Consider the following 18,292-nt stretch of genomic DNA (forward strand, 5'->3'; position numbering starts at 1 on the left):
ATGCTGCCGCGCTTCTTCATCCATCGCCCGGTATTCGCCTGGGTCCTGGCGATCTGCATCATGGCCTTCGGCACCATCGCGGTGACCCAGCTGCCGGTGGAGCAGTACCCGGACATCGCGCCGCCGCAGGTCAACATCACCGCCAACTACACCGGTGCCTCGGCGCAGACGGTGGAAGACAGCGTCACCCAGGTGATCGAGCAGCAGATCAAGGGCATCGACCACCTGCTGTATTTCTCGTCCACCAGTTCCTCGTCCGGGCAGGCGCGCATCACGGTCACCTTCGACCAGAGCGCCAACCCGGATATCGCCCAGGTGCAGGTGCAGAACAGCGTCAATCAGGCGATCAACCGGCTGCCGCAGGAAGTGCAGCAGCAGGGCGTGACGGTCGCCAAGTCGCAGGGCGATTCGCTGATGGTGGTCTCGCTGTACGACACCAGCCGGCGCATGGAGCGCGTGGACGTCTCCGATTTCCTTGTCAGCAATGTGCAGGATCCGATCAGCCGCATTCCCGGTGTCGGCGAGATCAACGTGTTCGGCTCGGCCTATGCGATGCGGGTGTGGTTGGACCCGCACAAGCTGCGCGCCTACGACCTGATGCCGTCGGACGTTCGCGCTGCGATCCAGGCGCAGAACACCCAGGTGACGGCGGGTGAGCTGGGCGCGATGCCGTCCAGCCCGACGCAGAGCCTCAACGCCACGGTCACCGCGCAGTCGCGCCTGCAGACGCCCGAACAGTTCCGCGCGATCATCCTGCGCACGCTGCCCAATGGCGCGGCGGTGTTGCTGGGCGACGTCGCACGGGTCGAGATCGGCGCGGAGAACTACCAGACCAGCAGCTATCTCAATGGCTATCCGGCGGCTGGCTTCTCGGTCACTCTGGCCTCCGGCGCCAATGCGTTGGCCACGGCCGATGCGGTGCGCGCGGAGATCGAGCGGCTGCGGCCGACTTTCCCGCCCGGCCTGCAGGTGGCCTACCCGCGTGACAGCACACCGTTCGTGCGGGTCTCGATCGAGGGGGTCATCCATACCCTCATCGAAGCCATCGTTCTGGTGGTGGTGGTGATGTTCCTGTTCCTGCAGAACCTGCGCGCCACGCTGATTCCGGCGATCACGGTGCCTGTGGTGCTGCTGGGCACGTTCGGCGTGCTGGCCGTTGCCGGATTCACCATCAACACACTGACCCTGTTCGCGATGGTGCTGGCGATCGGGCTGCTGGTCGACGATGCGATCGTGGTGGTGGAGAACGTGGAGCGCATCATCCACGACGAGCATCTGCCGCCGCGCGAAGCGACCGAAAAATCGATGGGCGAGATCACCGGCGCGTTGATCGGCATCACCGTGGTGCTGGGCGCGGTGTTCCTGCCGATGGCGCTGTTCGGTGGTTCCACCGGCATCATCTACCGGCAGTTCTCGATCACGATTGCATCTGCCATGGCATTGTCGGCGCTGGTGGCGCTGACGCTGACCCCGGCGCTGTGCGCGTCCCTGCTCAAGCCGTCTTCGGCGCAGAAGCCACAGGGTCGTTTCTTCCGGGCGTTCAACCGGGGCGTCGAGCGCAGCCAGTTGGCCTACCAGGGAAAGCTCGGTGGCGTCGTTACCCGGCCGCGGCGCTGGATGGCGTTCTACCTGCTGCTGGTGGTCGCCATGGTCGCGCTGTACGCGCGCATGCCCACCGGCTTCCTGCCGGTGGAAGACCAGGGCCAGGTAACCTTCCAGTTCTCCACGCCGGAAGGCACGCCGATGGCGCGTACCGAAGCATTGGGCGAGCAGATCAGCCGCTACTTCATGGAGCACGAAAAGCAGAACCTGGATGTGGTGTTCGTGGTGGTCGGCCGCAACAATGCCGGCACCGGCCAGAACGCGGGGCAGGGCTTTCTCGCACTGAAACCCTGGGATGAGCGCACGGACGACAACACCGCTGCAGCGATCATCACGCGAGCCAATGCCTACTTCCGCCGCTTGCCGGATGCCAAGGTCAATGTACTGGCACCGCCGGCGGTGCGTGGACTGGGCCAGTCCAGCGGTTTCGAACTGTGGCTGCAGGACACCAGCGCGGCCGGGCGCGTGGCCCTGCAGGCAGCGCAGGAACAGGTGGTGCGCGCAGCCGGCGAAGACGATGGGCTCACCTCGGTGCGCTTGAACGGTCTGGGCGACAAGGCCGAGCTGCGGCTGGACATCGACCACGCCCAGGCCAGCGCGCTGGGCCTTGCACAGGCCGACATCAATTCCACGCTGTCGGCGGCCTGGGGCGGCAGTTACATCAACGATTTCCTCGATCGTGGCCGGGTCAAGCGGGTCTACATGCAGGGCGACCAGCCCTACCGCAGCGTGCCCGACGACATCGGCCAGTGGTATGTGCGTGGTGGCAACGGCCAGATGGCGTCGTTCGCCAGTTTCGCCAGCAGCCATTGGGCACGCGGGCCGCAGCTACAGCAGCGTTTCAATGGCCTGCCGGCAATGCAGATCCAGGGCAGCGCCGCTGAAGGGCGCAGCTCGGGCGAAGCGATGCAGCGCATGCAGGCGCTGGTTGCCGATCAACCCGGGTTCGACCTGCAGTGGAGTGGCCTGTCCTACCAGGAACAACTGGCCAGCAACCAGACGTTGTGGCTGTACACCGCCTCCATTGCTTTCATCTTCCTGTGCCTGGCGGCGCTCTATGAGAGCTGGACGGTGCCGGTGGCGGTGGTGCTGGTGATCCCGCTGGGCGTGATTGGTACGGTGCTGGCGACCACCGCGGCCGGGTTCGTCAACGACATCTACTTCCAGGTGGGGCTGCTGACCACCATCGGCCTGTCGGCCAAGAACGCGATCCTGATCGTGGAGTTTGCCGAGGCCCGCTATCGTGCCGGCAGTTCAGCGGTGGAAGCGGCCCTGCAGGGCGCACGCCTGCGCCTGCGCCCGATCGTGATGACGTCATTGGCCTTCGTGGCCGGTGTGATTCCGTTGGCATTGGCGACCGGTGCGGGCGCAGTCAGCCGCCGTGAAATCGGCATGAGCGTGATCGGCGGCATGGTCTCCGGCACGGTGCTGGCGGTGGTGCTGGTGCCGTTGTTCTTCGTGCTGGTGCGTCGCCTGGGCCGGTCACGGCCGCAGGACTGAGGGGGGCGCGGCTGTCATCTGGCTGCCGCAGCACCCTCACCCGTTCTTTGCCCAGGTGCCGCTAGCGTAGGTCGTCCCCGTCCCCCACGGAGACCTGCCATGTGGCTGCTCGATCATCTCTGGCCCGGCCGCAGACCTGTTCCTCCCCCGGTCGTCACCGAACCGCAGGCGACGCCCCGCCGGCCCTGGCTGAAGCGCCCGGTGCGGGCAGGCCGCAGCGGCATGGCCCCCTGGCAGAAGGTTGCCGCACCGCCACGGCGCACGCGCCACTAACCGGTGCGGTCGGCGGGATGGTTGACCCCATCGTTGACCGGGATCACACCCAGCGCGAACGGGTCGATGCCTTCCAGGCAGGCCACGTTGTAGCCGTACTGTTCCGGGTTGGAGCGGCGCCGGTGATGGGTGTAGATGCCGCACACGCCACAGAAATAGTGCTCGGCCACATGGGTGTTGAACTGGTACCGCTGCAGGTGGTTCTGCCCGCGCACCACCTGCAGGCCCGCGCGGCTGACGCTGGCGGCAATGGCCCCCCGGCGCCGGCACATCGAGCAGTCGCAGCGGCGGGGTTCGACAATACCGTCCGGCAGGTCCAGCAGCAGTTCGACCGTGCCGCAGTGGCAGGTGGCTCGGTGCCGGGGTTGGACCGGAACGCCGGCCACGGAAGTGATGCCCATCGTTGCTCCTGTGAAGTGAACCTGGCCGCAGAGGCCGCCGCCGACGGTGCGCTGCCCAGCCTGAACGGTCCGTAGATGCCACGGTGAACCCGCTTGTGGCTAACTATGCGGCTTCAAGACCGCGACAGGATGCCAGTGAACGCCGCAGGACGTTGGATGACAGGGAGTGCCATGGCGCTGGCGGCGCTGTGGGTGAGCGGGCTGCTGGCCTACCAGCTGCCGGGGCCGGATTGGCTGGCCACCGGCGTGGCCGTGCTGTGGCTGCTGGTGGCGCTGTGGGCGTCCTGGCGGGGCGCGCGGGGACGTGCCTCGCGCCGCCTGGGCACGGCCTTCGGTGTGGCGCTGGCGTTGGCCGGCCTGTGGTGGCTGCTGCTGACCCCGCGCCAGGACCGCGTATGGGCCGACGACGTGGCCCAGCGCCTGCATGTGGTGTCCTTCGACGGGCGCCATGTGGTGCTGGACAACGTGCGCGACTTCAGCTGGCGCAGTGAAACCGACTACGACGCGCACTGGGTGCGCCGCGAATACGACCTGGACCAGCTGCGCTCGGCCGACCTGGTGCTGTCGTACTGGATGGGCCCGGCGATCGCCCACACGCTGATCTCGTTCGGTTTCGAGGATGGTCGCCACGTGGTGTTCTCGCTGGAGATCCGCAAGGAGCGCGGTGAGTCGTTCTCCGCGCTGGGCGGCTTCTTCCGCAAGTTCGAGATGACCCTGGTGGCTTCGGAGGAGACCGACATCATCCGCACCCGCACCAACGCGCGGGGCGAGGATGTCTACCTGTACCGTCTGCATGGCATGGACCGCGCGCAGCTGAAGGAACTGTTCGCTGCGTACATCGAACAGGCGCGTGAACTGGATGCCAAGCCGGGTTTCTACAACACGCTGACCAGCAACTGCACGACCATCGTCTTCGACCTGGCCCGCCACATCGCACCGCGCCTGCCGTTGGACTACCGCCTGCTGCTGTCCGGCTATCTGGCCGAGTACGCGCAGGAGGTCGGTGCGCTCACGCCGGGCATGCCGTACGCCGAGCTGCACGACAAGGGCCGCATCACCCAGCGCGCATTGGACCTGGGTGATGGCGAGCATTTCTCCACCGTGATCCGCCAGGGCGTGCCCGGCACCGAGCAGGACCCGCAGTAATGACCCAACTCTTTCTGAGCCGCTGGCAGCGCCTGCTGCCGGTGTTGTTCGCCGCCTTCCTGCTGCTGGGCAGCAGCGGCTGCGCGATGGTCACCGTCAAGCAGGTCAAGTCCAGCGATTCGCTGGTCAACAAGCGCGCGGATGTGCTCAACACCGGCAAGCTCAGCCCGGCCGCGCGTGAAACGCTCAGCGCAGCGGGCCTGGACGAATCGCAGTGCGAGAAGGACTTCCTGGTCTGCCGCAGCACGCTGCTGATGACCGACGACCTCAATGTCGAGCAGCGGCTGTCGGCGCTGTCCGAGCTGTGGGTGAAGGCTGCATTGGCGATGACGCCAAAGAAGACCGCCGCAGGCGACCCGCCGATGAGCGATGCGGCATTGGATGCCTGGCTGGAAGCCGCGCGCTATGCCTATGCCTACCTGTTCTACAGTGGCCGCTCACCGTCCGACCGGGCCTTCGAGGACCGGCAGACGCAGGTGCGCGACTACTACAACTACGCGGCCGAGAAGGCGGCGGTGGTGTTGTTCGTGCGCGCACGCGCCGCTGCGCTGGCCGGCGAGGACTATACGAAGCCGCTCACGGTCGGTAGCTGGTCGCTGGCCTCCAACTACCAGCAGCTGGGTCTGAAGAGCATTCCGGCGCAGCTGGTGCCAGCGGGAACGGTCAGCTTCGTTGGCCTGCGCAGCACCTATCGCCGCGATGGCTTCGGTGCCGAACTGGTGATGGTGATGGACCCGCCGAAACTGGTCGCGCCAGTGATCGCGCCCGACGGCCCGAAGGCTGAAACCGCGCAGGACGACGAGGACGACGAGCGTCGTGGCCGCCGCCACCGCCATGACGATTCGGTGCCCGAGTTCAGTGAGATGTCCTCGATCAACGTCACCGCACTGCTGCGGTTCGAGGGCAGCAGCCTGGAAGACGTGATGCGCACGCGCCGGGTCGAGCTGGATGCCTATTCGCCGGAAGCGACCGAGCGCATCACCCTGCATGGCGAGCAGGTGCCGCTGGCCGGCAATTTCACCGCCGCCTACGGCCTGTGGCTGGCGCAGAGTGGCTTCGCCCGGCAGTCGCTGCGCACCCTGTTCGGAATGAGCGAGGGCATCGGCGAGCCGCACATCTACCTGATGCAGCCGTGGGACCCGAACCGCCGCATCATCTTCATGCTGCACGGCCTGGCCAGCAGCCCGGAAGCGTGGGTGAACCTGGCCAACGAGATCATGGGTGACCCCGAGCTGCGCCAGCAGTTCCAGGTGTGGCAGGTCTATTACCCGACCAATGCGCCGATCGCGCTGAACCGCTACGAGATCGCCAATGCATTCAACGACACGCTGAAGCATTTCGATCCCAACGGCAGCACGCGTGCGTCGAAGGACATGGTCTACATCGGCCACAGCATGGGCGGCGTGCTGGCGCGCCTGTTGGTCAGCGATTCGGGTGATGTGCTGTGGAACGACCTGCTGGCCAACTACGACCTGAAGGGGGAGCGGCTGAAGCGGGTGCAGAACAAGCTGGGTCCGCTGCTGCATTTCAAGGCACAGCCGAACGTGGAGCGTGCGATCTTCATCGCCGCGCCGCACCAGGGCACCGACATTGCCGGCAACAAGGTCGGTCGCCTGATTGGTCGCCTGGTACGCCTGCCGCTGACAATCCTCGGCAAGTTCGAGGACGTGTTCATGGCGCTGGCGCAGGCCGAGCAGCAGGTCGATGGCACCGCCAAGCCGAAGATCCCGAACAGCATCGACAACCTCAAGGCCAGCGATCCGTTCGTGAAGGCGGCCGCACAGCTGCCGATTGAGGCGGGCCTGAAGTACCACTCGATCATCGCCCAGCGCAAGCCGGAGCTGCCGGTGGAAAAATCCGATGATGGGCTGGTGCCGTACTGGAGCGCACATCTGCCGGGCGCGCTGTCGGAGAAGGTGATCATCTCCGGCCACAGCGTGCAGGAAACCCCGCAGGCGGTGCTGGAGGTGAGGCGCATCCTGCACCGGGATATCGATGACATGGGGACGGGTACCCGGTAGTGCCGGCCGCTGGCCGGCAATCCCGCAATGCGGCGGTGCTACACCCGTCGTGCGATCACCGTGGCCAGCAGCGCCAGGCCGAAGGTGATCGCCAGGCACAACAGGTAGCCGGTGTGTGGCGCGGCTTCCACGAACAGCGCGAACAGCGCACCGGAAACCGCCAGCGCGGTGGTCACCGACAGCGCCTCGCTCAACTGTAGCGCCGAGGTGTTGGCACCCTGCTCGTGCGGTGCGGACAACGACAGCGTCAGCACCGACAGGCTAGCGTAGATCATGCCCATGCCGAAGCCGGTCATGGCCCAGCCGACCAATGCCACCGGCAGCGGCACTGCGTTGAACAGCACGGCCAGTGTGGCGGCGATACCGATCGTCATCAGCGGTGTGCCAACGCGCAGCAGCTGCTGGCGTGACCAGCCGCGCTGCTGGTGGCCCTGCAGCCATGAACCGGCGAACCAGCCCAGTGCACCAAGACTGAGCACCGCGCCGACCCAGCTGGGCGAGAGTCCGCGTTCGCGCTGCAGCAGCAGCGGCAGATAGGCTTCGCAGGCGAAGAAGGCCGCAGCGGCGATGCCGCGCAGCGCGATCACGCTGGGCAACCCGCGGCGCAGCAGCAGCGTGCCGGCCGGCAGCAGGCGGTGCACGCAGAACAGCAGCGCCAGCAGCGCTGCGCCAATGCAGAGCAGGGCGGGCAGGCCGCGCTGCTGGCCACCGAAGTACAGCAGCAGCGCCGCCAGCGAGGCGCCGCTGGCCCAACGCACCACGTTGCCGCGACCATCGTCGCTGTTTCCTGCATCGGTCGGTTGCATGCGCGCCAGCGCCGGGCGCAGCAGCAGCGCGGCCGGGACCGCCAGCAGGGGTACCGCCAGGAACACCCAGCGCCAGCCGAGATGCTGCACGATCAACCCGCTCAGCGCGGGGCCGATCATCGACGGCACCACCCAGCCGGCCGAGAACGCGGCGAATACCTTCGGGCGCAGGTGCTCGGGATAGCTGCGCCCGACCATAACGTACAGTGAAACCGAGATCGCGCCCGCACCCAGGCCCTGCAGCAGGCGCCCGGCCACCAGCATGCCCATGCGCATGGCGAAGCCGGCCAGCAGCAGGCCCAGCACGAAGCAGCCCAGGCCATACCACAGCGGCCGAGCTGGCCCATGGAGGTCGGCCCAGCGTCCGGCCAGGGTCATGCCGATGACACTGGTGGCCAGGGTGCCGCCAAAGGCCAGCGCATACAGGCGCAGGCCATCCAGCGCCTCGGCCACGGTCGGCATGGCGGCGGCCACCGCCAGGGCCTCGAAGGCATGCAGCGCCACCAGTGCCACCATGCCGATGGTGGTGGCGCGATAGCGGGGAGACAGGATCGACGTATCAGCCGGCGCACGGGCGTCGGCGGGCGAAAGAGTGGGGGACATACGAGTCAGATGCGGGCCGCGCTTGTCAACTGGCGGCGAAGATAGCAGCATGCCACCTCAACTGCAGTTTAGGTCAAGCAATGGTTTCCCAGGAACTCAGCGTTGGCGAAGTCTCCCAGCGCAGTGGCGTGGCGGTTTCCGCGCTGCATTTCTACGAGCGCAAGGGGCTGATCAGCAGCCTGCGCACCTCGGGCAACCAGCGGCGCTACAGCCGTGATGTGCTGCGACGGTTGGCCGTGATCCGCGTCGCGCAACGGGTGGGCATGCCACTGGAAGCTGTCGGCCGTGCCTTCGAAAGCCTGCCCGAGGGCCGCGCGCCGACCAAGGCCGACTGGGCCAAGCTGTCCGCGCGCTGGCGCACCGAGCTGGAGGAGCGCATCCACATGCTGGAACTGCTGCGCGATGAACTGACCGGCTGCATCGGCTGCGGCTGCCTGTCGCTGCAGCGCTGCCGCCTGGCCAACCCCGAAGACGTCCTCGGCGAACGCGGCGACGGCCCGATGCGCTGGGAGTGACCGACAAAAAGGGGACGGAGGGGATTAAGTCGCAAGTGCACAAACGACTTAATCCCCTCCGTCCCCTTTTTCTTACCAGACCGTGATCGTCTCGCCGCTCTGGATGCCTTCCACCGCGCGCTGGAAGGCCAGTGCCGCGCGCTGTGCGCTCACCGCTTCAAAGCCGGGGAAGTAGGGCCCGTAAGCCGCCATCGATTCGATCAGCACGTTCGGGCTGACCACGTTGATGCGCAGGCCACGCGGCAGCAGCTCCAACGCGGCGGCACGCACGAAGCCTTCCAGCGCGGCATTCACCGAGGTGGCGTTGGCGCCATCGCGGATCGGCTGTGCGCTGACGATGCCGCTGGTCAGGGTGATCGAGCCGCCGGCGTTGAGGTGGTGCTGGGCGACCAGTGCCAGCCGCACCTGGCCCAGCAGCTTGTCCTGCAGGCCGAGGTTGAACTGCTCGGGTGTCATGTCCTTCAGCGGACCGAAGTGCAGCTTGCCAGCGGTGGAGATCACTGCATCGACCGGACCGGTGCGCGCGAAAAGTTCGGCGACGCTGGCGTCGTCTGTCAGGTCGACGCGCAGCTCACCGCTGTTGCGGCCGGCGGCGAGGATCTGATGCTGCTGGCCGAGCTGGTGGGCGACTGCCTGGCCGAGGGTGCCGCTGGCACCGACGAGGAGGATCTTCATGGCCGTTCCTTGCGAGAGGGGGAATGGGCGCAGTCTGCGCCCTCACAGTGGGGTTAGGTAAGCGGCGTATGCTTCGCAGATTCCTAACTCTGGATTAGCAATGGATACGCTTCGCTGCATGCAGGCCTTCGTCGCCGTGGCCGAGTGCGGAAGCTTTGCAGGCGCCGCCGAACAGCTGCAGGTGTCGGCGGTGATGGTCGGCAAGTACATCCAGCAGCTGGAGGCGCACCTGGGTACCGCGCTGCTGCAACGGAACACCCGCCGCCAGCGCCTGACCGAAGCCGGCAGCGCCTACCTGGCCGGGTGCCGGCAGGTGCTGGAGCAGGTGCAGCAGGCGGAGGCGGACGTGGCCGGACTGCAGGTACAACCCCGCGGGCTGCTGCGGGTCAGCGCGCCGACTACCTGGGGCAGCTGCGTGCTGGCGCCGGTACTGTCCGGACTATTGCGTGAGCAGCCGTTGCTGAACATCGAACTGGACCTGAGCAACCGCCGCGTGGACCTGATCGAGGATGGCTTCGACGTGGCAATCCGCGTTGGGCCGCTGCCGTCACAGGAAGTGGTGGCGCGGCCGTTGCCGCCGTACGCGATGAGCCTGTGCGCGGCACCGTCCTATCTGCGCCGGCGTGGCACGCCGCGCACCCCTGGGGATCTGGCCGGGCATGACTGCCTGAGCCACCTGGCCTGGCGCGGCGGCCATGGCTGGCAGCTGGCCAACGGCGAACAGGTGGACTGGGAAGCGCGCCTGACCTGCAATGATGGTGTCGCGTTGCGCGAGGCCGCCGTGGCCGGCGCAGGGCTGGTGCTGCAGCCGACCGCGCTGCTGGCCGGCGAAATCGCGGCCGGGCGGTTGAAGCCGCTGCTGCGCGACTACCTGCCCGAACCGCGACCGATGCACCTGATCTACCTGCCGGATCGACGGCCGCGCCCGCGCCTGCAGTGCTTCGTCGATTTCGTCATGGCCACATTGGGGCAATGAACATCCTCGCCATGCGTGGATGATGGTAGGTGCCGACCGTTGGTCGGCACACATCGGGATCAATCATTCGCCGCAGACAGTTCCTGCCCACGTACCTGCGCGGCGCGCAGCGCGGTGTCCACCAGCGCCTCGAAACCACCGGCCTGGAAGCTCTCGATCGCGGCCTGGGTGGTGCCGTTCGGCGAGGTCACGCGACGGCGCAGCTCGGCCGGGCTTTCACCGGCCTCATCAAGCATGCGCGAGGCTCCCAGCAGGGTCTGCACCACCAGCGCACGCGCAGCGTCGGCCGGCAGGCCCTGGGCTATGCCCGCCGCTTCCATCGCTTCTGCCAGCAGGAATACGTAGGCGGGGCCGCTGCCGGACACCGCAGTGACCGAATCCATCAGCGATTCGCTGTCGATCCACACCGTGCGCCCGGCACTGGCCAGCACCTGTTCGGCGCGCGCGTGCTGCTGTGCATCCACCGATGGCGTGGCATACAGGCCGGTCACGCCGGCGCCAAGCAGGGCCGGGGTGTTGGGCATCGCGCGCACCACCGGAAGATTGCCGCCCAGCCAGCGTTCCAGCTGCGCGCTGGTGATGCCGGCGGCAATGGACACCACCAGCGGCTGGTTCGCCTGCGCCAGCGCCTGCAGCGACTGGCACACATCGCGCAGCACCTGCGGCTTCACCGCCAGCAGCCAGGTGCGGCCGTGCGCGGCGGCATCGGCGGCGTTGTCGTGCACCTGCACGCCGAAGTCCGCCGCCAGTGACTCGCGCAGTGCTGCAATCGGTTCGGCCACGTGGATGTGTGCGGCAGGCACGCCCTGGCGGATCAGGCCGGCGATCAGGCTGCGGGCCATGTTGCCGCCGCCGATGAAGGTGATGGAATCAGCTGCCATGGAAGTCTCCTTGGAAAATCAGGCCGGGCGCGGGCGGGCGCCGAACAGGGCGGTGCCGATGCGTACCAGGGTGGCACCCTCGGCGATGGCTTCGGCGTAGTCACTGCTCATGCCCATCGACAGCGTGTCGATCTGCGCGTGCTGGGCAGCCAGCGACTGGAAAAGTGTGCGCATGCGCACGAATGCATCCCGACGGCGCTCCGCTTCCGGCCACGGTGCGGGAATCGCCATCAGGCCACGCAGGCGCAGGCTGGGTTCGGCGGCAATCGCGGCGGCCAGTGCATCCACTTCTTCCGGTGCACAGCCATGCTTGCTGGATTCATCGTCGATGTTGACCTGGATCAGTACGTTCAGCGGGCCACGCGCGGCCGGGCGATGGCGTGCCAGCGCGGTCACCAGCTTGGAACGGTCCACGCTCTGCACCCAGTCGAAATGGCTGGCCACGGCATCGGCCTTGTTCGACTGCAGGTGGCCGATCAGGTGCCATTCCAGCGCCAGGTGCTGCAGCGCCTGCATCTTGGCCAGTGCTTCCTGCACGTAGTTCTCGCCGAAGGCGTGCTGGCCCTGTGCGGCCAGCGCGGCCACGGCCTCGGCCGGCTGGGTCTTGGACACCGCCAGCAGGCGTGGGTCGGGCCTGCCAGCGGCCTCGGCGGCGGCGTGCAGGTTGCTCAGGATCTGGGGCAGGGGAGTGGCCACGTAACGCGTTCCGTTGAATCAGGAGGCTATACTGCCGCCCGGGGAAAGATCCTTCCAGTCGAAGCCGTTATTGGGGAGTAGCCGCTCATGGATATCGCCGAGCTGTTGGCGTTTTCCGTAAAGAACAAAGCGTCCGACCTGCACCTGTCCGCAGGCCTGCCGCCGATGATCCGCGTGGACGGCGACGTGCGCCGGATCAACATCCCAGCCCTGGACCACAAGCAGGTCCACGCGCTGGTGTACGACATCATGTCCGACAAGCAGCGCCGCGATTACGAGGAATTCCTCGAAGTGGACTTCTCCTTCGAGATCCCGTCGCTGGCGCGCTTCCGTGTCAACGCGTTCAACCAGAACCGCGGTGCCGGTGCGGTGTTCCGTACCATTCCGTCCGAGGTGCTCACCCTCGAGGACCTGGCCTGCCCGCCGCTGTTCCGCGAAGTGATCCAGCAGCCGCAGGGCCTGATCCTGGTGACCGGTCCGACCGGTTCGGGCAAGTCGACCACGCTGGCGGCGATGATCGACTACATCAACAAAAACGAATACGGCCACATCCTCACCGTCGAGGATCCGATCGAATTCGTGCACACCTCGCAGAAGTGCCTGATCAACCAGCGCGAAGTGCACCGCGACACGCATGGCTTCAACGAAGCGCTGCGCTCGGCACTGCGTGAGGACCCGGACATTATCCTGGTCGGCGAACTGCGCGACCTGGAAACCATCCGCCTGGCACTGACCGCCGCGGAAACCGGCCACCTGGTGTTCGGCACTCTGCACACCAGCTCGGCGGCCAAGACCATCGACCGTATCATCGACGTGTTCCCGGCCGGCGAAAAGCCGATGGTGCGTTCGATGCTGTCCGAATCGCTGCGTGCGGTGATCTCGCAGGCGCTGCTGAAGAAGGTCGGTGGCGGGCGAACCGCTGCGTGGGAAATCATGGTCGGCACCCCGGCCATCCGCAACCTGATCCGCGAGGACAAGGTGGCGCAGATGTACTCGGCGATCCAGACCGGCCAGCAGTACGGCATGATGACCCTGGACCAGCACCTGCAGGACCTGGTCAAGCGCAGCCTGATCACCCGCAACCAGGCCCGCGACTACGCCAAGGACAAGCGCCTGTTCGAGTAAGGCGGGCAGCAACGGGGCGGCGGGCGCCAGTGCGCCGCCGTTTCCGCGCCGTTTCCGCCTCCGACCGTTTCCTGGTACATGCCCCATTGGGAGCCCGCCGTGAACACCACCGCGACCACCATCGATTTCACTTCGTTCCTCAAGCTGATGGCGCACCAGCGCGCCTCGGACCTGTTCATCACCGCAGGCATGCCGCCGGCGATGAAGGTCAACGGCAAGATCTCGCCGATCACCCAGACACCACTGACCCCGCAGCAGAGCCGCGACCTGGTCCTGAACGTGATGACCCCGGCGCAGCGCGAGGAATTCGAAAAGACCCATGAGTGCAACTTCGCCATCGGCCTGTCCGGTGTCGGCCGCTTCCGTGTCAGCTGCTTCTACCAGCGCAACCAGGTCGGCATGGTGCTGCGTCGCATCGAGACGCGCATTCCGACCGTGGAAGAGCTGAGCCTGCCGCCGATCATCAAGACGCTGGCGATGACCAAGCGCGGCATCATCCTGTTCGTCGGTGCCACCGGTACCGGTAAATCGACCTCGCTGGCGGCGATGATCGGTTACCGCAACCAGAACTCGACCGGCCACATCATCACCATCGAAGACCCGATCGAATTCGTGCACAAGCACGAGGGCTGCATCATCACCCAGCGCGAAGTCGGCATCGATACCGACAGCTGGGAAGCCGCGTTGAAGAACACCCTGCGCCAGGCGCCGGACGTGATCATGATCGGCGAGGTGCGTACCCGCGAAGGCATGGACCACGCCATCGCGTTTGCCGAAACCGGCCACCTGGTGCTGTGCACCCTGCATGCCAACAACGCCAACCAGGCGATGGACCGCATCGTCAACTTCTTCCCGGAAGACCGCCGCAACCAGCTGCTGATGGACCTGTCGCTGAACCTGAAGGGCGTGGTCGCGCAGCAGCTGGTGCCGTCGCCCGATGGCCGCTCGCGCAAGGTGGCGATGGAGATCCTGCTGGGCACGCCGCTGGTGCAGGACTACATCCGCGACGGCGAGATCCACAAGCTGAAGGAAGTGATGAAGGATTCGGTCCAGCTGGGTATGAAGACCTTCGACCAGAGCCTGTTCGAGCTGTACCAGGCGGGCGAGATCAGCTACGAGGACGCGCTGCGCTACGCCGATTCGCAGAACGAAGTGCGCCTGCGCATCAAGCTCAGCCAGGGCGGCGACGCCCGCACCCTGTCGCAGGGGCTGGATGGCGTGGAGATTTCCGAGATCCGTTGACCTGGGTGTTCCGTAGCGTCGAGCCTGCTCGACTGTTCTTTTCGAGTGGAGCAAGCTCGACTCTACGGGCGGGCGGCTGCGCGAATTGATGAATTCCAGTCATGACCAACTGCAACGCTGCCCATTCAATCGGTTGCCCTTGCAGGCGTATCGTCAGCGCTCCCCCTCTGGAGCACGACGATGCAGACACGTGAACTCGGCCGCAGTGGCCTGAAGGTCTCCGCCCTGGGCCTGGGCTGCATGGGCCTGAGCCATGGCTACGGCCAACCGGTGGAGCGCAGCCAGGGCATCGCCCTGCTGCAGGCCGCCGTCGAGCGTGGCGTGACCTTCTTCGACACCGCCGAAGTGTATGGCCCCTACACCAACGAAGACCTGCTCGGCGAGGCGCTGGCGCCGTACCGCGACAGGCTGGTGATCGCCACCAAGTTCGGCTTCAAGGATGCGCGCGTCGATACCGGGCTGGACAGCCGTCCCGAGAACATCCGCGCGGTGGCGGAGGCCAGCCTCAAGCGCCTGCGTACCGACCATATCGACCTGTTCTACCAGCACCGCGTCGACCCCAACGTGCCGATCGAGGATGTCGCTGGCACCGTTCGCGACCTGATCGCCGAAGGCAAGGTCGGCCACTTCGGCCTGTCCGAGGCCAGTGCCGCCACCGTGCGTCGCGCCCATGCAGTGCAGCCGGTGGCCGCCCTGCAGAGCGAGTACTCGCTGTGGTGGCGTGAGCCGGAGCGCGAACTGTTGCCGACGTTGCAGGAACTGGGCATTGGTTTCGTGCCGTTCAGTCCGCTCGGCCGCGGCTTCCTGACCGGCGCGATCAACGCCGATACCACCTTCGACGCCAACGACTTCCGCAACACCGTGCCGCGTTTCGAAGTGGAAGCGCGTCGTGCCAACCAGGCACTGGTTGATCGCATCAGCACGATTGCTGCCGCACGTGGCGCGACGCCGGCTCAGGTGGCGCTGGCCTGGCTGCTGGCGCAGGCACCGTGGATCGTGCCGATTCCGGGCACCACCAAGGTCCATCGCCTGGAAGAAAACCTGGGCGCGGCTGACCTGCAGCTCGCACCGGAAGAGCTGCAGCGCATCGCGCAGGCGCTGGATGAAGTGTCGATTGTCGGTGAGCGCTACAACGCGCAGCGCGCCGCGCAGGCCAAGGGCTGACCGCCGGGCCACCCTGACTCTGGCGGGTGCGGACCGGGGTGGGTGCAAACTGAGGTGGGTGCGGACCGTTGGTCCGCACACCTCATCCAGCCATCGGCCCGCGCAACGCATCAAGCACCGTCCGCATCGCCACGGTGACGTGGCGGCGCGACGGGTAATACGCGTAGTAGCCATCGAAGTGCGGGCACCAATCGTCCAGCACGGATTGCAGGCGGCCATCGTCCAGCATCGGCTGCACCTGGTCTTCCGGCAGCCAGGCCAGCCCGCTGCCGGCCAGTGCAGCCGCGCGGGTCATGCCCATGGTGTTGAAGGTCCACTGACCGGTCACGCGCACGCTCAGCTCGTTACCGTCCTGGCCGAAATCCCACGGCATCAGCCCGCCATGCGTGGGCAGGCGCAGGGTGATGCAGTTGTGGTTGGCCAGGTCGTGCGGATGCCGTGGCACCACATGCTGGCGGAAGTAGCTGGGTGCACCGACCACGCGCATGCGCAGCGGCGGGCTGACCGGCACGGCGATCATGTCGCGCGCCAGCCGTTCGCCGAGGCGGATGCCGATGTCGTAGCGCTCGGCGACGATGTCGGCCAGCCCGTAGTCGGCAGCCAGTTCCACCTTCAGGTCCGGATACTGCTGCAGCAATGGCGCCAGCCGCGGCCAGGCGATGTACTCGGCGGCATGGCCGGTCGCATTGATGCGGATGGTGCCGGCCGGTCGCTCGCGGTACTCGGCCAGTGCGGCCAGTTCGTGCTCGATCTCGGCCAGGCGCGGGGCGAGGGTATCGAGCAGGCGGGCGCCAGCCTCGGTGGTGGACACGCTGCGGGTGGTGCGGGTCAGCAGGCGCACGCCGAGTCGCTCTTCCAGCCCGCGCATGGCATGGCTGAGCGCCGACTGGGAAACGCCCAGCTGGGCGGCGGCCCTGGTGAAGCTGCCTTCGCGGGCAACGTGGACGAAGGCCTGCAGGTCGTTGAGATTTTCACGGGGCATGACGGGATGATACGGCTCCCGGATTGAACGGATCTGTCGATTTCCGGCTCCCCGGTTCGTCGTACCGGTACATCCATCGCAAGGAGCTTCCGCATGAGCACTGAAAAGCCCAAGGGCCCGGCCTCGTACTTTCCCTCCATCGAGAAGACCTACGGTCAGCCGGTGACGCACTGGTTCGGGCTGCTGGCGGGCAAGAAGGGCCTGAAACACATGGAACTGGTCAGCTTCCTGAAAAGCGAGCATGGGCTGGGCCACGGCCATGCCAATGCGTTGGTGGCGCACCATCTGGCCGGAAAGGGCTGAGCAGGCAACCCGGCGCTGAACGGTCGTGTGGGGGTCAGGCTACACGGCCTCCGGGGTCAGGCAGACTGGGCGTTCATCCCGAGGCAGGACGCCCTCATGCAGGTCACGCTGGACGCGATCACCGTCGACAACTACGAAGCCGTGTGCGATCTCGACGTCAGCGAGGCGCAGCAGGACTTCGTGGCCGGCAATACCTGGTCGCTGGTGCAGGCAGCATTCCATCCCGGCTACCAGACCCGCGCCATCCAGGCCGATGGCGAGCTGGTCGGGTTCTTCATGTGGGTGCCGGAGACGCCGCAGCGCATCTCGATCTGGCGCTTCATGGTCGATCAGCGCTGGCAGGGGCGTGGCATCGGGCGGCGCGCGCTGGAAGTGGCGCTGGCGCAGATCCGGGACACGCCCGGCCTGGCCGAGATCGAGATCTGCTACAACCCGCGCAATCCGGTGGCGGGCGCCTTCTATGGCAGCTTCGGTTTCGTCGAGACCGGCATGGACGATGATGGCGAGGACATGCTGGCCGTGCTGCCGGTGATGCCTCCGGAATAACCTGAATGGGCGAGCGCAGCTGAACGATTTCATCTGCAACTGTCATGCAGATCGTGTCTAATATCGCTCCCCACCTGCTGTTCCCCCACCCGTATGTCCCTTCCCGCCCATGGCTCTGCGCCGTGCGACGACGCTGACGGCCACCTGGTCACCGCTGGTCCGCTGACCCCGCCGCCCGACAGCGCCGGCACCACCGCCGACGAAAAAGCGCTTCGCCACTCGATTGCCGAGGACGTGCAGGGCATGGTGCTGGCTACGATGGTGGCCTCGCTGGGCCTGGCCATCTTCGCCAAGGGTGGGCTGATGATCGGCGGCATGGCCGGCATGGCCTTCCTGCTGCACTACTCGATGGGCTGGAACTTCGGCCTGGTGTTCGTGCTGGTCAATCTGCCGTTCTACTGGGTGGCGCTGCGGCGCATGGGCTGGGAATTCACCCTGAAGACCTTCGCCGCGGTCACCGCCTGTGGCGTGCTGACCGACCTGCTGCCGCGCTGGATCGACTTCTCGCACATCAACCCGTTGTATTCGGCGATCGTGGGCGGTGCGTTGTCCGGCCTGGGCATCCTGTTCTTCATCCGCCACCGCGCCAGCCTCGGCGGCATCGGTATCCTGGCGGTGTACCTGCAGCGCACCCGCGGCTGGAGCGCGGGCAAGGTGCAGATGTCCTACGACGCCTGCCTGATGGTGGCCGCGTTCTTCGTGCTGTCGCCGTCGAAGGTGCTGTACTCGGCGATCGGCGCGGTGGTGCTCAGCCTGGTGCTGATGTTCAACCACCGCCCGGGCCGTTACATGGGCGTGTGACGATTCGACGGTAGTGCCGGCCGCTGGCCGGCAA

At 66.7% G+C, this 18,292-nt stretch carries 17 protein-coding genes; 11 read left to right on the plus strand and 6 right to left on the minus strand.

Annotation, left to right across the window (positions count from 1 at the left end):
* Complete coding sequence (locus ACZK4Z_RS05155) at positions 1 to 3,102, plus strand: efflux RND transporter permease subunit (protein ID WP_478451213.1); 3,102 nt, start codon at positions 1 to 3, stop codon at positions 3,100 to 3,102.
* A 269-nt stretch (positions 3,103 to 3,371) separates the two neighbouring features.
* On the opposite strand, the gene ACZK4Z_RS05160 is transcribed toward ACZK4Z_RS05155, so the two are convergent.
* Positions 3,372 to 3,776, minus strand: coding sequence for a GFA family protein (locus ACZK4Z_RS05160; RefSeq protein ID WP_049421554.1), 405 nt, complete (start codon positions 3,774 to 3,776; stop codon positions 3,372 to 3,374).
* Positions 3,777 to 3,947: 171 nt separating this feature from the next.
* On the opposite strand from ACZK4Z_RS05160, the gene ACZK4Z_RS05165 reads away from it, so the two are divergent.
* A complete protein-coding gene (locus tag ACZK4Z_RS05165; RefSeq protein ID WP_125895274.1) occupies positions 3,948 to 4,922 on the plus strand; it encodes an Lnb N-terminal periplasmic domain-containing protein in 975 nt (324 codons plus the stop codon).
* Positions 4,922 to 6,943: an esterase/lipase family protein gene (locus tag ACZK4Z_RS05170; protein WP_125895226.1), complete on the plus strand. Its 2,022-nt coding sequence runs from the start codon at positions 4,922 to 4,924 to the stop codon at positions 6,941 to 6,943. Before ACZK4Z_RS05165 ends, ACZK4Z_RS05170 begins: the two co-directional genes overlap by 1 nt.
* 38 nt (positions 6,944 to 6,981) lie before the next feature.
* Here the strand turns inward: ACZK4Z_RS05170 and ACZK4Z_RS05175 are convergent, their stop codons facing one another.
* Positions 6,982 to 8,403 carry an MFS transporter gene (locus ACZK4Z_RS05175; protein WP_125895224.1) on the minus strand — a complete coding sequence of 474 codons (1,422 nt, stop codon included), beginning with the start codon at positions 8,401 to 8,403 and terminating at the stop codon, positions 6,982 to 6,984.
* A 29-nt stretch (positions 8,404 to 8,432) separates the two neighbouring features.
* On the opposite strand from ACZK4Z_RS05175, the gene soxR reads away from it, so the two are divergent.
* Entirely contained in the window at positions 8,433 to 8,867 is a 435-nt protein-coding gene (soxR, locus tag ACZK4Z_RS05180; RefSeq protein WP_032127734.1) for a redox-sensitive transcriptional activator SoxR, read from the plus strand.
* 72 nt (positions 8,868 to 8,939) lie between these two features.
* Here soxR and ACZK4Z_RS05185 read toward each other — a convergent pair whose 3' ends face one another.
* Positions 8,940 to 9,542 carry a short chain dehydrogenase gene (locus ACZK4Z_RS05185; protein WP_125895221.1) on the minus strand — a complete coding sequence of 201 codons (603 nt, stop codon included), beginning with the start codon at positions 9,540 to 9,542 and terminating at the stop codon, positions 8,940 to 8,942.
* Between the two features lie 100 nt (positions 9,543 to 9,642).
* Between ACZK4Z_RS05185 and ACZK4Z_RS05190 the strand changes: the two genes are divergently transcribed.
* Positions 9,643 to 10,518, plus strand: a complete 876-nt coding sequence (locus tag ACZK4Z_RS05190; protein ID WP_049421550.1) for a LysR family transcriptional regulator — start codon at positions 9,643 to 9,645, stop codon at positions 10,516 to 10,518.
* Positions 10,519 to 10,577: 59 nt separating this feature from the next.
* Here the strand turns inward: ACZK4Z_RS05190 and proC are convergent, their stop codons facing one another.
* Positions 10,578 to 11,399 carry a pyrroline-5-carboxylate reductase gene (proC, locus tag ACZK4Z_RS05195; RefSeq protein WP_125895219.1) on the minus strand — a complete coding sequence of 274 codons (822 nt, stop codon included), beginning with the start codon at positions 11,397 to 11,399 and terminating at the stop codon, positions 10,578 to 10,580.
* Between the two features lie 18 nt (positions 11,400 to 11,417).
* The gene (locus ACZK4Z_RS05200; protein WP_125895217.1) at positions 11,418 to 12,095 is read right to left on the minus strand and encodes a YggS family pyridoxal phosphate-dependent enzyme; all 678 of its coding nucleotides are present in this window, start codon (positions 12,093 to 12,095) and stop codon (positions 11,418 to 11,420) included.
* A gap of 87 nt (positions 12,096 to 12,182) precedes the next feature.
* On the opposite strand from ACZK4Z_RS05200, the gene ACZK4Z_RS05205 reads away from it, so the two are divergent.
* From ACZK4Z_RS05205 to ACZK4Z_RS05215, 3 genes are all read left to right on the plus strand, one after another.
* Positions 12,183 to 13,220 carry a type IV pilus twitching motility protein PilT gene (locus ACZK4Z_RS05205; RefSeq protein WP_006422551.1) on the plus strand — a complete coding sequence of 346 codons (1,038 nt, stop codon included), beginning with the start codon at positions 12,183 to 12,185 and terminating at the stop codon, positions 13,218 to 13,220.
* A 78-nt stretch (positions 13,221 to 13,298) separates the two neighbouring features.
* Positions 13,299 to 14,462, plus strand: a complete 1,164-nt coding sequence (locus ACZK4Z_RS05210) for a PilT/PilU family type 4a pilus ATPase (RefSeq protein ID WP_049400675.1) — start codon at positions 13,299 to 13,301, stop codon at positions 14,460 to 14,462.
* A gap of 180 nt (positions 14,463 to 14,642) precedes the next feature.
* Positions 14,643 to 15,626, plus strand: a complete 984-nt coding sequence (locus ACZK4Z_RS05215; protein WP_125895215.1) for an aldo/keto reductase — start codon at positions 14,643 to 14,645, stop codon at positions 15,624 to 15,626.
* Between the two features lie 82 nt (positions 15,627 to 15,708).
* Here ACZK4Z_RS05215 and ACZK4Z_RS05220 read toward each other — a convergent pair whose 3' ends face one another.
* Positions 15,709 to 16,608, minus strand: coding sequence for a LysR family transcriptional regulator (locus ACZK4Z_RS05220; protein ID WP_125895213.1), 900 nt, complete (start codon positions 16,606 to 16,608; stop codon positions 15,709 to 15,711).
* A gap of 93 nt (positions 16,609 to 16,701) precedes the next feature.
* Here ACZK4Z_RS05220 and ACZK4Z_RS05225 point away from each other — a divergent pair, with 93 nt between their 5' ends.
* The 3 genes from ACZK4Z_RS05225 to ACZK4Z_RS05235 all read left to right on the plus strand — a co-directional run bounded on the left by ACZK4Z_RS05225 (position 16,702) and on the right by ACZK4Z_RS05235 (position 18,258).
* The gene (locus ACZK4Z_RS05225) at positions 16,702 to 16,911 is read left to right on the plus strand and encodes a DUF4287 domain-containing protein (protein ID WP_125895211.1); all 210 of its coding nucleotides are present in this window, start codon (positions 16,702 to 16,704) and stop codon (positions 16,909 to 16,911) included.
* A gap of 96 nt (positions 16,912 to 17,007) precedes the next feature.
* The gene (locus ACZK4Z_RS05230) at positions 17,008 to 17,457 is read left to right on the plus strand and encodes a GNAT family N-acetyltransferase (protein ID WP_100437447.1); all 450 of its coding nucleotides are present in this window, start codon (positions 17,008 to 17,010) and stop codon (positions 17,455 to 17,457) included.
* A gap of 93 nt (positions 17,458 to 17,550) precedes the next feature.
* Complete coding sequence (locus ACZK4Z_RS05235; protein ID WP_012510275.1) at positions 17,551 to 18,258, plus strand: YitT family protein; 708 nt, start codon at positions 17,551 to 17,553, stop codon at positions 18,256 to 18,258.
* The last annotated feature ends 34 nt before the right edge of the window (positions 18,259 to 18,292 follow it).

It is taken from the genome of Stenotrophomonas sp. 71799_Sma (assembly GCF_056482505.1).

Coding starts and splice junctions, on each gene's coding strand:
- ACZK4Z_RS05155 (WP_478451213.1), top strand. CDS start 1: ATGCTGCCGCGCTTCTTCATCCATCGCCCGGTATTCGCCTGGGTCCTG.
- proC (WP_125895219.1), bottom strand. CDS start 11,399: ATGGCAGCTGATTCCATCACCTTCATCGGCGGCGGCAACATGGCCCGC.
- ACZK4Z_RS05210 (WP_049400675.1), top strand. CDS start 13,299: ATGCCCCATTGGGAGCCCGCCGTGAACACCACCGCGACCACCATCGAT.
- soxR (WP_032127734.1), top strand. CDS start 8,433: ATGGTTTCCCAGGAACTCAGCGTTGGCGAAGTCTCCCAGCGCAGTGGC.
- ACZK4Z_RS05165 (WP_125895274.1), top strand. CDS start 3,948: ATGGCGCTGGCGGCGCTGTGGGTGAGCGGGCTGCTGGCCTACCAGCTG.
- ACZK4Z_RS05170 (WP_125895226.1), top strand. CDS start 4,922: ATGACCCAACTCTTTCTGAGCCGCTGGCAGCGCCTGCTGCCGGTGTTG.
- ACZK4Z_RS05230 (WP_100437447.1), top strand. CDS start 17,008: ATGCAGGTCACGCTGGACGCGATCACCGTCGACAACTACGAAGCCGTG.
- ACZK4Z_RS05160 (WP_049421554.1), bottom strand. CDS start 3,776: ATGGGCATCACTTCCGTGGCCGGCGTTCCGGTCCAACCCCGGCACCGA.
- ACZK4Z_RS05190 (WP_049421550.1), top strand. CDS start 9,643: ATGGATACGCTTCGCTGCATGCAGGCCTTCGTCGCCGTGGCCGAGTGC.
- ACZK4Z_RS05185 (WP_125895221.1), bottom strand. CDS start 9,542: ATGAAGATCCTCCTCGTCGGTGCCAGCGGCACCCTCGGCCAGGCAGTC.
- ACZK4Z_RS05215 (WP_125895215.1), top strand. CDS start 14,643: ATGCAGACACGTGAACTCGGCCGCAGTGGCCTGAAGGTCTCCGCCCTG.
- ACZK4Z_RS05225 (WP_125895211.1), top strand. CDS start 16,702: ATGAGCACTGAAAAGCCCAAGGGCCCGGCCTCGTACTTTCCCTCCATC.
- ACZK4Z_RS05235 (WP_012510275.1), top strand. CDS start 17,551: ATGTCCCTTCCCGCCCATGGCTCTGCGCCGTGCGACGACGCTGACGGC.
- ACZK4Z_RS05205 (WP_006422551.1), top strand. CDS start 12,183: ATGGATATCGCCGAGCTGTTGGCGTTTTCCGTAAAGAACAAAGCGTCC.
- ACZK4Z_RS05220 (WP_125895213.1), bottom strand. CDS start 16,608: ATGCCCCGTGAAAATCTCAACGACCTGCAGGCCTTCGTCCACGTTGCC.
- ACZK4Z_RS05175 (WP_125895224.1), bottom strand. CDS start 8,403: ATGCTGCTATCTTCGCCGCCAGTTGACAAGCGCGGCCCGCATCTGACT.